Raw genomic sequence first — 13,855 nt, forward strand, 5'->3', positions numbered from 1 at the left:
CAGGGCGTTGATCTTGTCGCACAGCTCGATGCGCAGTGCTTCGGTCGGGTTGTTCGGCCCGCGCGTCTTGAGCTCATGCATGTCGATGTCGTCCATCAACACCTGCTTGGCCATCAGCATCGCCTTTTCGGCCGTGCCGCCGATACCGATGCCCAGCATGCCGGGCGGGCACCAGCCGGCGCCCATGGTCGGCACGGTCTTGAGCACCCAGTCGACCAGCGAGTCGCTCGGGTTGAGCATTACGAACTTGCTCTTGTTCTCCGAGCCGCCACCCTTGGCCGCGATCTGCACGTCCACGGTGTTGCCCGGCACGACGGTCATGTGAACGACCGCGGGCGTGTTGTCGCCGGTGTTCTTGCGCGCGAAGTGCGGGTCGGACACGATCGATGCGCGCAGCTTGTTGTCGGGGTCGAGGTAGCCACGGCGCACGCCTTCGTTGACGGCGTCCTCGATGGAGCCCGCGAAGCCCTCGAAGCGCACGTTCATGCCGATCTTCAGGAACACGTTGACGATGCCGGTGTCCTGGCAGATCGGGCGGCGCCCTTCGGCGCACATCTTCGAGTTGGTGAGAATCTGCGCGATCGCGTCCTTGGCGGCCGGGCTCTGTTCTTGCTCATAGGCGCGGGCCAGGTGGGCGATAAAGTCGCTGGGGTGGTAGTAGCTGATGAACTGCAGGGCTGCGCCGATGCTCTCGACGAGGTCGGCGTGGCGGAGGGTGGTGGTCATGGGCCGTCCAGAGGGTGGGCGGGCTGCGGAACAATGCGTGCAGCCCCGGTGCGCGTCGCGCGCGCAGCGAAGCAATTTTACTGAAGCCAAAGGGGCCCACCGTGCTGCAAAGCGTGCGCCGTTTCATCGCGTCGGAGTCGGCCGGCGGGGTCGCGCTCGCGCTCGCGGCGCTGGTCGCACTCGTGGTCAGCAACTCGGCCTGGGCGCCCTACTACGAGCGTTTCGTGCAGATGCCCGGCGAGCTGCGCATCGGCGGCTGGCTGGTACTCGCCAAGCCGCTGCTGCGGTGGGTCAACGAGCTGTGGATGGCGGTGTTTTTCTTCGTCGTCGGGCTCGAGATCAAACGCGAGTTGCTGGCCGGAGAGCTGGCGTCGCCGCGGCAGGCGCTGTTGCCGGCCGGCGCGGCGCTTGGCGGCATGGTGGTGCCGGCGCTCATCTACGCTGCCATCAACCTCAGCGACCCGGTGGCGCTGCGCGGCTGGGCCATTCCCGCTGCCACCGACATCGCGTTTGCCCTGGGCGTCCTCATGCTGCTGGGCTCGAGGGTGCCGGTGTCGTTGAAAGTGTTTCTCACCGCCGTGGCGATCATCGACGACCTGGGGGCGATCGTCGTCATCGCCTTGTTCTACACCGCCGAGCTGTCGCTGCCGATGCTGGGCGCGGCGCTGCTCGGGTGCGCGCTGCTGTTTGCGCTCAATCGCGCGCGGGTGATGAGCGTGGGCCCCTACGTGATCGTCGGCCTGGTGGTCTGGGTGTGCGTGCTGAAGTCGGGCGTGCACGCCACGCTGGCGGGGGTGGCGACGGCGCTGGCCATACCGCTCACGCGGCCCGACGGCGGTTCACCCCTTGAAGACGCGGAGCATGCGTTGCACCCCTGGGTCGCGTTCGCCGTGCTGCCGGTGTTCGCCTTCGTCAATGCCGGCGTGTCGCTTGAGGGCGTGAGCTTGGCGACCTTGGCCGACCCGGTGCCGCTGGGCATTGCCGCAGGCCTGGTGTTCGGCAAGGCGATCGGCGTGTTCGGCGCGTCGTGGCTGCTCATGCGCTGGGCCGGCGCGGAGCTGCCCAGCGAGGCGAGCCGCTTGCAGTTCTTCGGCGTGTGCCTGCTCTGCGGCGTGGGGTTCACGATGAGCCTGTTCATCGGCGCGCTCGCCTTCGACGGTCAGGGCGCGGGTTACGAGACCCGGCTCAAGATCGGCGTGCTCGGCGGCTCGCTAACTTCCGCCATGCTGGGCACGCTGGTGCTGCTGCGCGCCGGCCGCCGCTCGCGCTGAGCCGGCGCGTCAGTGGCGCGCCGAGGGCGGCGGCGCCATCAGCTTGTCGGTGTAGGCGATCGCCATCGCGGAGAGCAGGAAGGTGATGTGGATGGCCGTCTGCGCGATCAGCACCTTGTCGCTGTAATTGGCGGCATTGATGAAGGTCTTGAGCAGGTGGATCGAACTGATGCCGATGATCGCCGTGGCCAGCTTGACCTTGAGCACCGAAGCGTTGACATGGCTCAACCATTCCGGCTGGTCGGGGTGGCCTTCGAGGTTCATGCGCGAGACGAAGGTTTCGTAGCCGCCGACGATCACCATGATCAGCAGGTTGCTGATCATCACCACGTCGATCAGCGCCAGCACCACCAGCATGATGATGGTTTCGTTGAGGCCGACGGCGTCACCGGTGTAGCCGACGCTCTTGGTCAGGATCGCCAGCGCGGTCTGGCCGCCGAAGGCAGCCTCGATCAGGTGCCACAGCTCGAGCAGGAAGTGCCAGACATACACGCCCTGCGCCGCGATCAGCCCCATGTACAGCGGCAACTGCAACCAGCGGCTCATGAAGATGAGGTTGGGCAGCGGGCGCAGCCTGATGGGGGTCACGTCGGGTATCTGGGCCATGGCGGAGGTCGGGTCGGAAGGCGCGATTCTAGTGAACGCAGTGCCGCGCGCAGCCAGGCAGGGCTCGGCACGCGGTGGCATTGGGGATAGGCCTGAGTGGCGGGTCGGGCTTGCTTCGCGCTAGAGTCCAAATGCCCAGAGTAAGGGCTTCGTAAGTGCCCTTGCCTAGGGTCCCGGCCCACCACCAACAGACGCCCCAGGAGACGAGCATGAGCACCGAGTCCAAGCTGTACCCCCCGTCGGCCGCCGCCGTGAGCTCGGCCCACGTGTCGGGCATGGCGGCCTACGACAAACTGGTGGCCGAAGCCGAGGCCGACTACGAAGGCTACTGGGCACGCCTGGCACGCGAACTGGTGAGCTGGAAGACGCCGTTCACCAAGGTGCTCGACGACAGCAATGCGCCGTTCTTCAAGTGGTTCGAGGACGGCACGCTCAACGTCTCCTACAACTGCCTGGACCGCAACGTCGAACGCGGCCTGGGGGACAAGACCGCGATCATCTTCGAGGCCGATGACGGCAAGGTGACGCGCGCCAGCTACAAGGAGCTGTTGGCGCAGACCTGCCAGCTCGCCAACGCGCTGCGCACCAAGGGCGTGAAGAAGGGCGACCGCGTCATCATCTACATGTCCATGTCCATCGAAGGCGTGGTGGCGATGCAAGCCTGCGCGCGCATCGGCGCGACGCACTCGGTGGTGTTCGGCGGCTTCTCTGCGCAGAGCCTGCGCGACCGCATCCAGGACACCGGCGCCGTGATGGTGCTTACCGGCGACCAGCAGGTGCGCGGCGGCAAGCCGTTGCCGCTCAAGGCCATCGTGGACGAGGCGCTGACGCTCGGCGGATGCGAGAGCGTCAGGCACGTGGTCGTCACCAAGCGCACCGGCGCCGACGTGGCCTTCAGCGCGCCGCGCGACGTGTGGATGAGCGACTTCATCAAGGGCCAGGGCACGACCTGCGAGCCTGAATGGGTGGGCGCCGAGCATCCGCTCTTCCTGCTCTACACCTCCGGTTCCACCGGCAAGCCCAAGGGCGTGCAGCATTCCACCGGCGGCTACCTGCTGCATGCCGCGCTCACCACCAAGTGGACCTTCGACCTCAAGCCCGACGACGTGTTCTGGTGTACGGCCGACATCGGCTGGGTCACCGGCCACACCTACATCACCTACGGGCCGCTCGCGCTGGGCGGCACCGAAATCGTGTTCGAGGGCGTGCCGACCTACCCCGACGCCGGGCGCTTCTGGAAGATGATCCAGGACCACAAGGTCAGCATCTTCTACACCGCGCCGACCGCCATCCGCTCGCTCATCAAGGCGGCCGAAGGCACCGCCGCGGCGCACCCGAGGAACTACGACCTCACCAGCCTGCGCATCCTCGGCTCGGTGGGCGAGCCGATCAACCCGGCCGCCTGGGAGTGGTACCACCAGCACATCGGCGGGGGGCGTTGTCCGATCGTCGACACCTTCTGGCAGACGGAAACCGGCGGCCACATGATCACGCCGCTGCCCGGCGCCACGACGCTGGTGCCAGGTTCTTGCACGCTGCCGTTTCCGGGCATTGCCGCGGCGATCGTCGACGAGACGGGCAAGGACGTGCCCAATGGGCAGGGCGGCATCCTGGTGGTGAAGAAACCGTGGCCGAGCATGATCCGCACCATCTGGGGCGACGACGAGCGCTACAAGAAGAGCTACTACCCCGAAGACTTCAAGGGCAAGTACTACCTGGCCGGCGACGGTGCGATCCGCGACGCCAAGACCGGCTACTTCACCATCACCGGGCGCATCGACGACGTGCTCAATGTCTCGGGCCACCGCATGGGCACGATGGAAATCGAGAGCGCTTTGGTCTCGCACACGGCGCTGGTGGCCGAAGCCGCGGTGGTGGGCCGCCCCGACGACACCACCGGAGAGGCGATCTGCGCCTTCGTGGTGTTGAAGCGCGACCGCCCCACCGGCGAAGAGGCCAAGAAGATCGCCACCGAGCTGCGCAACTGGGTCGGCAAGGAGATCGGCCCGATCGCCAAGCCCAAGGACATCCGTTTCGGCGACAACCTGCCCAAGACCCGCTCCGGCAAGATCATGCGGCGGTTGCTGCGCTCCATCGCCAAGGGCGAGGCGATCACGCAGGACATCTCGACCTTGGAGAACCCGGCGATCCTCGAGCAGTTGTCGAAAACCAACTGAGCGAAGGCCCGAGAGACGCGACGCTTCGGCACCGTGGCTGAGCAAGCCAAAGAAAAAGGCCCCGTACGCGGGGCCTTTTTTTCGTGACTTTGAAGCTTACTTGAGCCCGAGCACCCAGCTCACCAGTTGCTTGGCCTCGGCCTCGCTGACTTGCGGGTTGGCCGGCATGGGGATTTGGCCCCAAGCGCCCGAGCCGCCCTTGACGACCTTGGTGGTCAACTTGCCGGCGGCTTCCTTGTCGCCCGCGTACTTGGTGGCCACGTCCTTGAACGCTGGGCCGACCAGCTTCTTGTCTACCGCATGGCAGGCCATGCAGTTCTTCTTCTGGGCCAAATCCGGGTTGGCGAAGGCCGGTGCGGCGAGCGCCGCGCCAACGATTACCGGCAACAGGAAATGAAGCTTCATGGCGTGCTTTCGAAGGTGCTACAGCGGAGTTACAGTGAATAGAACGCATTCTAGACAGAGGCGTTGACGCGCAGATCGATCGGCACAAAGGGCGGCGACGCCGGGGGAAGGGGACTCAATGTTGTTCGTGATCGCAGGCGTGCTGCTTGTCGCACTCAAATTGCTCGAGTTCGGGTCGGTCGCCGCTTGGCCGTGGTGGATGGTGCTGCTGCCCTTCGGTTTCGCGGTGCTGTGGTGGACGTGGGCCGACATGTCTGGCTTCACCAAGCGCCGCGCCATGGGCAAGATGGACGACAAGAAGACTGCGCGTCGTCGCAGGGCGCTTGCCGCGCTCGGTTTGGACCACCGAGCGTTCGACAAGGAACAAAAGCGCGCCGCGGCCTTCAAGGCCTCGCGACAGCGCCAGATCAATTCGGTCGAAGGCAAGCGCGATGCCGAGCGCAAGAGGCAGCGCGACTCCATTCTGCAAAGCCGCTTTCAAAGCAGCCATCTGGTCAGCGAACAAGACGGCGCGCCGGCGCGCACCGACTTGAAGCCGTAGGTCGCGGCCAAGCGGCCCCCTTGGCTGCGGGTTGCCGGGCCAGCGGCGCCCACGAGCGCCGTCTTTCCTGGTCGAACCGTCAGACGGCGCGCGCCTTGCCTTAAAACTTGTCGAGCACGGCGCCAGTGCTGGCGCTTGAAGCGTTGCGTGCGAACTTGGCCAGTACGCCGCGGGTGTAGCGCGGCGGCGGCGCGCGCCACACCGCGCGCCGCTCGGCCAGTTCGGCGTCGCTCACATTGAGCTGCAGACTCAGGGTGTGCGCGTCGATGGTGATCGAGTCACCTTCCTGCACCAGGGCAATCGTGCCCCCGGCCGCCGCCTCGGGCGCGACATGGCCCACCACCATGCCCCAGGTGCCGCCGGAAAAGCGCCCGTCGGTGACCAGGCCGACCGATTCACCGAGCCCCTGGCCGATGAGCGCGCCCGTGGGCGCCAGCATTTCCGGCATGCCGGGTCCGCCCATCGGCCCGAGGTAGCGCAGCACCATCACGTCGCCGGCCTGGATGCGTTTGTCCATGATCGCGGCGAGCGCCGATTGCTCGTCGTCGAACACGCGCGCCGGGCCGGTCATCACGGGGTTCTTCAGGCCGGTGATCTTGGCCACGCAACCTTCGGGCGAGAGGTTGCCGCGCAGGATGGCGAGGTGGCCCTGGGCGTACATCGGGCGCTCGATCGGGCGGATCACGTCCTGGTTCGCGCGCGGCACCTCCGGCACGTCGGCCAGGTTCTCGGCCACGGTCTTGCCGGTGATCGTCATGCACTCGCCGTGCAGCAGGCCGGCTGCCAGCAAAATCTTCATCACCTGCGGAATGCCGCCGGCCCGGTGCAGATCCACCGCGAGGTATTTGCCGCTGGGCTTCAAGTCGCACAGCACCGGAACGCGCTGGCGCACGCGCTCGAAGTCGTCGATCGTCCACGCCACCTCGGCCGCGTGCGCAATGGCCAGGAAGTGCAAGACTGCGTTGGTCGAGCCGCCGGTGGCCATGATCACGGCGACGGCGTTCTCGATGCTCTTGCGGGTGACGATGTCGCGCGGCTTCAAGTTGTTCTTCACCGCCTCGACCAACACGCGCGCCGCCTCCTTGGCGGTGCTTGCGGTCTCGGCGTGCGGGTTGGCCATGGTGCTCGATCCGGGCAGCGACAGCCCCAGCGCCTCGAACGAAGAACTCATGGTGTTGGCCGTGTACATGCCGCCGCACGAGCCGCTGCCGGGGATGGCGCGGCGCTCGATCTGGCAGAAATCTTCTTCGCTCATCTTGCCGGCGCTGAACTGGCCGACCGCCTCGAACACGCTCACGATGTTCAAGTCCTGGCCCTTGTAGCGCCCCGGCAGGATGGTGCCGCCGTAGACGAAGATGGCCGGCACGTTGGCGCGCAGCATGCCCATCATGCCGCCGGGCATGTTCTTGTCGCAGCCGCCGACGACGAGCACGCCGTCCATCCACTGGCCGCCCACGCAGGTCTCGATGCAGTCGGCAATGACTTCGCGCGAGACCAGCGAATACTTCATGCCTTCGGTGCCCATCGCCATGCCGTCACTGATGGTCGGCGTGCCGAAGATCTGCGGGTTGCCGCCGGCTTCGCGCACGCCTTCCACGGCGGCGTCGGCGAGCTTTTGCAGGCCCGAGTTGCACGGCGTGATGGTCGAGTGGCCGTTGGCAATGCCGATCATCGGTTTCTTGAAGTCGGCCTCCTGGTAGCCCATGGCGTAGTACATGGAGCGGTTGGGCGCGCGGGCGACGCCCTCGGTGATGTTCCTGGAACGGCGGTTGATGCTCATGCGTGTCTCCTGGCAGCGTCGGCGCAAAGTATCGGGTGCGGCGTTGCAAGCGTCCAATATATGAAAAACAGGCGATTGATATGCTCGACAGATGATAGAACCCACCTTCGTCGAAGCTCGCGCCTGGCGACAGTTCCTGGCCGTGGCCGACGTGCTGCATTTCGGCCGCGCCGCCGAGCGCCTGGGCATGACCCAGCCGCCGCTCACGATGGCGATCCAGCAGCTCGAGCGACGCCTCGGCGTTGCCCTCTTCGAGCGCAGCCGGCGCAGCGTCGCGCTGACGCCCGCCGGCGTGGCGTTGGTCGCGCCGGTACGGCAGTGGCTCGAGCAAGGCCAGGCGCTCGCCGCGCTGGCGCGCGCGGCCGGCCAGGGTGATGTCGGCCGGCTCCGTCTGGGGTTCGTTTCCTCGCTCGGCTTCGGACCCTTGCCCGGTTGGTTGCGCGGATTTCGCCAGGCGCATCCGGGCATCGAGATCGAGTTGCGCGAGGCGACCACCGACGTGCAGCGCGAGGCCTTCGCCCGCGGCGAACTCGACGCCGGCTTCATGCTGCATGCCAGCGGCCTGGGCCATGGCGGCGAGGCGCTGGGTCTTCAAGGCCTGCGTGTGGCCGAAGAGCCGCTGGTGCTGGCGCTGCCCGAGGCGCACGCGCTCGCCACGGCAACGCGGCTCGTGCTCTCAACCCTGTTGGCGCAGCCCCTGGTCATCTTTCCGCGCGGCATCGCGCCTTCGCTCTACGACGCGGTGCTGGCCTACTACCACCGCCACGGCGCCACGCCGGTGATCGCACAGGAGGCGATCCAGATGCAGACCATCGTCAACCTGGTCTCGGCCGGCCTGGGCATTGCCTGGGTTCCGGAGGTGGTGACGCGGTTGCAGCGCCCCGGTGTCGTCTACCGCGCGCTGCCGCGTTCGCTGGCAACGGGCGCGCCGCGCTGCGAAACCAGCCTGGTATGCCGGCAGGGAGTGTCCGGGTCGGTCGAGCGCTTCGTCACCTTCGTCGGCGCGGCCCTGCGGTATCGTTGAAATGTCATCACGCCGCCGGATTACTCATGTTTATGCATCCCCAGTTCGACCCGATCGCGATCAAGCTCGGGCCGCTGGCCATTCATTGGTACGGCATCACCTACCTGGTCGCCTTCGGCCTGTTCCTTTGGCTGGCTTCGGTGCGCGCGCGGCGCTCGCCGTTCGTCGACGTCGGCTGGACGCGACGCGATGTCGAGGACCTGCTGTTCTACGGCGTGCTCGGCGTCATCATCGGCGGGCGGCTCGGCTATGTGCTGTTCTACAAGCCGGGCTATTACGCGGCCAACCCGCTCGAGATCTTTGCGGTCTGGAAGGGCGGCATGGCCTTTCACGGCGGCATGCTCGGCGTGATCGCGGCGATGCTCGTGTTCGCCCGCACGCGCAAGCGAGCCTGGATGGAGGTGACCGACCTCATCGCGCCCTGTGTGCCCACCGGCTTGGCGAGCGGGCGCATCGGCAACTTCATCAATGGCGAGCTGTGGGGTCGCGCTGCCGACCCATCACTGCCGTGGGCGATGATTTATCCGCAGTCGGGCAGTAATGTGCCGCGCCATCCCTCGCCGCTCTACCAGTTCGCGCTGGAGGGACTGCTGCTCTTTGCGCTGCTCTGGTGGTACGGCGCGCGGCCGGGCGCTTACAAGGGTGCGCGCGGCCAGCCGACCTGGGGCAAAGTCTCGGGCGCCTTTCTCGTCGGCTACGGCGTGCTGCGCTTCGTGGCGGAGTTCTTCCGCGAGCCCGACAACTTTCTCGGTCTGCTGGCACTGAGCCTGAGCATGGGCCAGTGGCTGTGCGTACCGATGGTACTGACGGGCATCGCGCTCTGGGCTTGGGCGCAGCGCCGCGGTTGATGGCACGTCGCGCACTGCCGCAGTGCAGTGCGGCAAAAAAACCGCCCGGCGCGGACCGGGCGGGGGATGAAAAGGCATTCCCGTCTACAAAGGGTCATGCCCTGCTGAGGAGACAGCAAAACGCCGCAGGAGACGACGGTCGCCCGATCAAAGGCAACTCGCGTGCCAGCGGATGTTCGCTGGCGGCTCACGCGGCTTCGGGCTCGCGCTCGCCGTGACGGGTGTACAGGAAGTCGAGCACCTGCTTGCGGTAGCGCACGTAGCGGGGGTTTTCGGCCAGCGCCACCCGATCGCGCGGGCGCGGCAAATCGACGGCCAGGATCTCGCCGATGGTCGCGGCCGGCCCGTTGGTCATCATCACCACGCGGTCGGACAACAGCACCGCCTCGTCGACGTCGTGCGTCACCATCACCACGGTGCTGCGAGTGCGCTCGACGATCCTGATCAGCTCGTCTTGCAGCCGCGCCCGCGTGAGTGCGTCGAGGGCGCCAAAGGGCTCGTCCAGCAGCAACACCTTGGGCTCCATGGCCAGTGCGCGTGCGATGCCCACGCGCTGCTTCATGCCACCGGAGATCTCGTGCGGCCGCTTGCCGCTGGCGTGCGCCATGCCGACCAGCTCGAGCGCCGCCGCGCTGCGCTCGCACTGCCGGGCCTTGGTCTCGGTGGCGCCAAACACGCGCTCCACGCCGAGATGCACGTTGTCCAGACAGCTCAACCACGGCAGCAAGGAGTGGTTCTGGAACACCACCGCGCGCTCCGGGCCCGGCACGGCAATCTCGCGGCCGTCGCAGAGAAGCGCGCCGTGCGTTGGCAGCAGCAGGCCGGCAACGAGGTTGAGCAGGGTCGACTTGCCGCAGCCCGAATGGCCGATCAGGGTGACGAACTCGCCGCGCTCGACCTGCAGGTTGATGTCGCTGAGCGCCTGAAAACGCCCCTTGCGGGTGACGAACGCCATCTCGGCGCGCTGAATCTCGATGAAATGGTTCATGGCAATGCTCTCAGTTGTCGAAGCTGAACCGGCGCGCCAGCAGCATGAGCGCCTGCTCGAGCAGCAGGCCGACGATGCCGATGACAAAGATCGCGATCAGGATGTGTGCCACGTTGAGGTTGTTCCACTCGTCCCACACCCAAAAGCCGATGCCGACGCCGCCGGTCAGCATTTCCGCCGCGACGATCACCAGCCAGGCGGTGCCCACCGAGAGGCGCACGCCGGTGAGCATGTAGGGCAGCACGGCAGGCAGCAGGATGCGCGTGATGACCTTCCATTCGCTCAAGTCCAGCACGCGCGCCACATTGAGGTAATCCTGCGGCACGCGTTGCACGCCGACTGCGGTGTTGATCACCATCGGCCAGATGGAGCAGATGAAGATGGTCCAGATCGCCGCCGGGTCGGCGGCCTTGAACACCAACAGGCCGATCGGCAACCATGCCAGCGGCGACACCGGCCTGAGCAGGCTGATGAGCGGCGAGATCATGCTGTTCAAGACCTCGAAGCGCCCGATCAGGAACCCCAGCGGTATGCCCACCAGTGCCGCCAGGCCGAAGCCTAGCGCCACGCGTTGCAGCGAAAACAGCACGTTCCAGCCGATGCCCTGGTCGTTCGGTCCCTTGTCGTAGAACGGGTCGGCAAACAGCCGGGCCATTTCGACAAAGGTAGCTGTCGGTGTCGGAAAGTCGCCGCCTTTCATCGTGAGCAGCGCCCAGATGCCAATCACGAGCGCCACGCCAAAGATGGGCGGCAGCACGCGAAGCGCCATGCCGTGCCAGTCGAAAGGATCGCGCTGCGAACGCTGCGGGCGCTCGCGCGGTGGCGTGGCGGGAGCGGCCGTCGAGCGGCGCGCCGCCGGTGCCGGCGGGGCAGGGACGGTGGAATGGCGAGGAGCGCGGAAAACGGCGCTGACCATGGCAGTCTCCTTCTCAGACCTTGACGGCAAAGCCGTCGGCGTACGCCTTGGCGTTCTTGCCATCCCAAACCACGCCGTCGATCAGCTTGCTGCTGCGCATTGGCGACGCCGGCACGCTCACCTTCAGTGCGCTGGCCGCCTCTTTGTAGAGCGCGATCTGGTTGACCTGCTGGGCGACCGCCAGATAGTCTGGGTGCTCCTTGAGCAGACCCCAGCGCTTGTGCTGGGTCAGGAACCACATGCCGTCGCTTAGATACGGGAAATTGACCGCCCCGTCGTTGAAGAACTTCATGTAGTTCGGGTCGTCCCAGGTCTTGCCAAGGCCGTTCTGGTAACGCCCGAGGATGCGCTGGTTGATCACGTCGACCGAGGTGTTGACGTAGGCCTTGTCGGCCACCGTCTCGGCCATCTTGTTCTTGTTCTGCAGCCCCGCGTCGATCCAGCGGCTGGCGTCGAGCACGGCCATGATCACGGCACGTGCGGTGTTCGGATGTTTCTTGACGAAGTCACCGGTGGCGCCGAGCACCTTCTCGGGATGGTCCTTCCAGATGTCCTGCGTGGTCACGGCGGTGATGCCGATGCCGTCGGCGATCGCGCGGTGGCCCCAGGGCTCGCCCACGCAGTAGCCGTCCATGTTGCCCACGCGCATGTTGGCCACCATCTGCGGCGGCGGCACGGTGATGACCTTGGCGTCCTTCATCGGGTTGATGCCGTAGGTGGCGAGCCAGTAGTACAGCCACATTGCGTGGGTGCCGGTCGGGAAGGTCTGCGCGAAGGTGTAATCGCGTTTGTCGGCCGCCATCAGCTTGGCGAGCGACGCACCGTCCACTGCACCCTTGTCGGCGAGCTTCTTCGACAAGGTGATCGCCTGGCCGTTGTTGTTGAGGGTCATCAGCACGGCCATGTCCTTCTTGGGGCCGCCGACGCCCAGATGCACGCCGTAGACGAGGCCGTAGAGCACGTGCGCCATGTCGAGCTCGCCGTTGACCAGCTTGTCGCGCACGCCGGCCCAGGAAGCCTCCTTGGTCGGCACGATCTTGATGCCGTATTTCTTGTCGAAGCCGAGCACCGAGGCCATCACCACCGACGCGCAGTCGGTCAGCGGGATGAAGCCGATGCGCACCTCCTCCTTCTCGGGCTTGTCGGAGCCGGCCGCCCACACGGCGGTGTTGAGGCCGGGCAGGGTGGTGGCGGCTGCGCCAGCGGCGGCCTTCAGCACGGCGCGACGGCCCAATTGCGGCAAGGTGCGAGCGTTGTGATCGGGCATGGCATCTGAACTCCGGAAGTGAAGCGGGCAAAGAAAAAGGCGCCGTCACGCATCGCAGCGGGTCGCTGCAAAGGTGAAGACGCCATCGTCTGGTGCGGTGCAGGCCCGGCCTGCACCGCGGTGGGGATCGCCGTTGACCCCCGATGAAGCTAATGCAATGCCTATGCCAGCACGTCGGCCAGGTCGAGCAGGCGCTGTGCGACCTCGGCCACGCGCAGGCCGCGGTCCATTGCGGTCTTGCGCAGGCGCGCATAGGCCTCGTCTTCGCCAAGGCCCTGGCGACTCATCAACAAGCCCTTGGCGCGCTCGATGAGCTTGCGATCACTGAGCTGGGTGCGGGCGTCGTCGAGCTCGCGGCGCAGGGCCTGCTCGTGGCGAAAGCGCGCCATCGCCACGTCGAGCACCGGCTTGATGCGCTCGCTGGCCAGGCCTGCCACCACATAGGCGCTTACGCCCGCGGCGATGGCGGAGCCGACATGGCTGGTGTCGACGTCGTCGGTGAACAGCACGATCGGACGGCGCTCGTCGCGCGTGGACATCACCACGTGCTCGAGCGTGTCGCGCGCCTCGCTCTGGGCGTCGATGATGATCATGTCGGGCTGGATCTGCGCAATGCGCGCGGGCAAGAAGGCGTCGGCCGGCAGCACCGCCACGATGTTGTAGCCGCTGGCGAGCAAGCCGATGCGCAAATGGCGCGAGCGCTCGGCGGCGTCGAGTGCCGCCGCGTCGTGCGGCTCCGGGCTCAGTGATTCCGGTGCGACGACGATGATGCGCAGGGTCTGGGAGGGGCTCATGGCGTTGTGCCGTGCAAGTAGCGCGCCAGCCGGCAACCGCGACCGGCGTTGCCCTGCGACAGCGACGCCCGCAACGAAAAGGCCCGCACGCGGCGGGCCTCGGGTCAAGGAAATCAGGCGCCGCTCAGGCGCGCTCCTCGACGCCGCTGAAGGTGCGGCGAAACCATTCGACCGGGCTCAGGCTGGCAAACAGCGAGGCCGGTGCGGCCTGCTCGCGCTCGGTCAGCAAATGTCGCGCGATGAGCGTGTCGAGGAACTGGGTCACCGCGGCGCGTGCAAGGCCGCTCTCGTGCATGAGCTGCTGCACCGACACATGACGCTGCGACATCTGGTGCAGCATGCGCCGGTAGGCGGTGCGGTGAAACGGCGCCGGTAGATCGGGCCATGCCACGAGCTTGTAGTGCTTCATCGTCTTCCCCCAGGTCAAGGCGGCTATGCGCCTTGATCGCAGGGTAACGACGCCCCATGACAAGCAGAAGCTCGCCCGGCCCTCGTTTTGTGACATTAGCCAC

Annotated in this window: 14 protein-coding genes; 5 read left to right on the top strand and 9 right to left on the bottom strand. The window is 66.6% G+C overall.

Going from position 1 to position 13,855, the window contains the following annotated elements; all coding sequences use genetic code 11:
* On the bottom strand, positions 1-726 hold a 726-nt coding region (locus tag RMO12_RS03985), incomplete at its 3' end, for a fumarate hydratase (protein ID WP_309638290.1).
* A 101-nt stretch (positions 727-827) separates the two neighbouring features.
* On the opposite strand from RMO12_RS03985, the gene nhaA reads away from it, so the two are divergent.
* Positions 828-1,997 carry a Na+/H+ antiporter NhaA gene (gene nhaA, locus RMO12_RS03990; protein WP_309638291.1) on the top strand — a complete coding sequence of 390 codons (1,170 nt, stop codon included), beginning with the start codon at positions 828-830 and terminating at the stop codon, positions 1,995-1,997.
* A 9-nt stretch (positions 1,998-2,006) separates the two neighbouring features.
* On the opposite strand, the gene RMO12_RS03995 is transcribed toward nhaA, so the two are convergent.
* Positions 2,007-2,603, bottom strand: a complete 597-nt coding sequence (locus RMO12_RS03995; RefSeq protein WP_309624442.1) for a YqhA family protein — start codon at positions 2,601-2,603, stop codon at positions 2,007-2,009.
* Positions 2,604-2,812: 209 nt separating this feature from the next.
* Here RMO12_RS03995 and acs point away from each other — a divergent pair, with 209 nt between their 5' ends.
* A complete protein-coding gene (gene acs / locus RMO12_RS04000; RefSeq protein WP_309638292.1) occupies positions 2,813-4,780 on the top strand; it encodes an acetate--CoA ligase in 1,968 nt (655 codons plus the stop codon).
* Between the two features lie 96 nt (positions 4,781-4,876).
* Here the strand turns inward: acs and RMO12_RS04005 are convergent, their stop codons facing one another.
* Positions 4,877-5,185, bottom strand: a complete 309-nt coding sequence (locus tag RMO12_RS04005) for a c-type cytochrome (protein ID WP_309638293.1) — start codon at positions 5,183-5,185, stop codon at positions 4,877-4,879.
* 118 nt (positions 5,186-5,303) lie between these two features.
* Here RMO12_RS04005 and RMO12_RS15930 point away from each other — a divergent pair, with 118 nt between their 5' ends.
* Entirely contained in the window at positions 5,304-5,726 is a 423-nt protein-coding gene (locus tag RMO12_RS15930; RefSeq protein WP_405029614.1) for a TIGR04438 family Trp-rich protein, read from the top strand.
* 100 nt (positions 5,727-5,826) lie between these two features.
* Here RMO12_RS15930 and ilvD read toward each other — a convergent pair whose 3' ends face one another.
* Positions 5,827-7,506 (bottom strand): dihydroxy-acid dehydratase, encoded by a 1,680-nt coding sequence (gene ilvD, locus RMO12_RS04015; protein WP_309638294.1) that lies wholly within the window; start codon positions 7,504-7,506, stop codon positions 5,827-5,829.
* A gap of 91 nt (positions 7,507-7,597) precedes the next feature.
* On the opposite strand from ilvD, the gene RMO12_RS04020 reads away from it, so the two are divergent.
* Together RMO12_RS04020 and lgt are read left to right on the top strand one after the other, a co-directional pair.
* Positions 7,598-8,530 carry a LysR family transcriptional regulator gene (locus RMO12_RS04020; RefSeq protein WP_309624826.1) on the top strand — a complete coding sequence of 311 codons (933 nt, stop codon included), beginning with the start codon at positions 7,598-7,600 and terminating at the stop codon, positions 8,528-8,530.
* Positions 8,531-8,556: 26 nt separating this feature from the next.
* Complete coding sequence (lgt, locus tag RMO12_RS04025) at positions 8,557-9,378, top strand: prolipoprotein diacylglyceryl transferase (RefSeq protein ID WP_309638295.1); 822 nt, start codon at positions 8,557-8,559, stop codon at positions 9,376-9,378.
* A 187-nt stretch (positions 9,379-9,565) separates the two neighbouring features.
* Here the strand turns inward: lgt and RMO12_RS04030 are convergent, their stop codons facing one another.
* The 5 genes from RMO12_RS04030 to RMO12_RS04050 all read right to left on the bottom strand — a co-directional run bounded on the left by RMO12_RS04030 (position 9,566) and on the right by RMO12_RS04050 (position 13,752).
* Positions 9,566-10,366: an ABC transporter ATP-binding protein gene (locus RMO12_RS04030; RefSeq protein WP_309638296.1), complete on the bottom strand. Its 801-nt coding sequence runs from the start codon at positions 10,364-10,366 to the stop codon at positions 9,566-9,568.
* Between the two features lie 10 nt (positions 10,367-10,376).
* Complete coding sequence (gene ntrB, locus RMO12_RS04035; RefSeq protein ID WP_309638297.1) at positions 10,377-11,282, bottom strand: nitrate ABC transporter permease; 906 nt, start codon at positions 11,280-11,282, stop codon at positions 10,377-10,379.
* A gap of 13 nt (positions 11,283-11,295) precedes the next feature.
* A complete protein-coding gene (locus tag RMO12_RS04040) occupies positions 11,296-12,549 on the bottom strand; it encodes a CmpA/NrtA family ABC transporter substrate-binding protein (RefSeq protein WP_309638298.1) in 1,254 nt (417 codons plus the stop codon).
* Between the two features lie 161 nt (positions 12,550-12,710).
* Positions 12,711-13,343, bottom strand: a complete 633-nt coding sequence (locus RMO12_RS04045; RefSeq protein WP_309638299.1) for an ANTAR domain-containing protein — start codon at positions 13,341-13,343, stop codon at positions 12,711-12,713.
* Positions 13,344-13,467: 124 nt separating this feature from the next.
* Positions 13,468-13,752, bottom strand: a complete 285-nt coding sequence (locus RMO12_RS04050) for a hypothetical protein (RefSeq protein WP_309624820.1) — start codon at positions 13,750-13,752, stop codon at positions 13,468-13,470.
* Positions 13,753-13,855 lie beyond the last annotated feature (103 nt).

The sequence above is a fragment of the Methylibium sp. genome, assembly GCF_031393925.1.
Taxonomy (GTDB): domain Bacteria; phylum Pseudomonadota; class Gammaproteobacteria; order Burkholderiales; family Burkholderiaceae_C; genus Methylibium.

Excerpts from the sequence above, each read along its gene's own strand:
- RMO12_RS03995 (WP_309624442.1), bottom strand. The coding sequence starts at position 2,603 with ATGGCCCAGATACCCGACGTGACCCCCATCAGGCTGCGCCCGCTGCCC.
- acs (WP_309638292.1), top strand. The coding sequence starts at position 2,813 with ATGAGCACCGAGTCCAAGCTGTACCCCCCGTCGGCCGCCGCCGTGAGC.
- RMO12_RS04005 (WP_309638293.1), bottom strand. The coding sequence starts at position 5,185 with ATGAAGCTTCATTTCCTGTTGCCGGTAATCGTTGGCGCGGCGCTCGCC.
- RMO12_RS15930 (WP_405029614.1), top strand. The coding sequence starts at position 5,304 with ATGTTGTTCGTGATCGCAGGCGTGCTGCTTGTCGCACTCAAATTGCTC.
- ilvD (WP_309638294.1), bottom strand. The coding sequence starts at position 7,506 with ATGAGCATCAACCGCCGTTCCAGGAACATCACCGAGGGCGTCGCCCGC.
- RMO12_RS04020 (WP_309624826.1), top strand. The coding sequence starts at position 7,598 with ATGATAGAACCCACCTTCGTCGAAGCTCGCGCCTGGCGACAGTTCCTG.
- lgt (WP_309638295.1), top strand. The coding sequence starts at position 8,557 with ATGTTTATGCATCCCCAGTTCGACCCGATCGCGATCAAGCTCGGGCCG.
- RMO12_RS04030 (WP_309638296.1), bottom strand. The coding sequence starts at position 10,366 with ATGAACCATTTCATCGAGATTCAGCGCGCCGAGATGGCGTTCGTCACC.
- ntrB (WP_309638297.1), bottom strand. The coding sequence starts at position 11,282 with ATGGTCAGCGCCGTTTTCCGCGCTCCTCGCCATTCCACCGTCCCTGCC.
- RMO12_RS04040 (WP_309638298.1), bottom strand. The coding sequence starts at position 12,549 with ATGCCCGATCACAACGCTCGCACCTTGCCGCAATTGGGCCGTCGCGCC.
- RMO12_RS04045 (WP_309638299.1), bottom strand. The coding sequence starts at position 13,343 with ATGAGCCCCTCCCAGACCCTGCGCATCATCGTCGTCGCACCGGAATCA.
- RMO12_RS04050 (WP_309624820.1), bottom strand. The coding sequence starts at position 13,752 with ATGAAGCACTACAAGCTCGTGGCATGGCCCGATCTACCGGCGCCGTTT.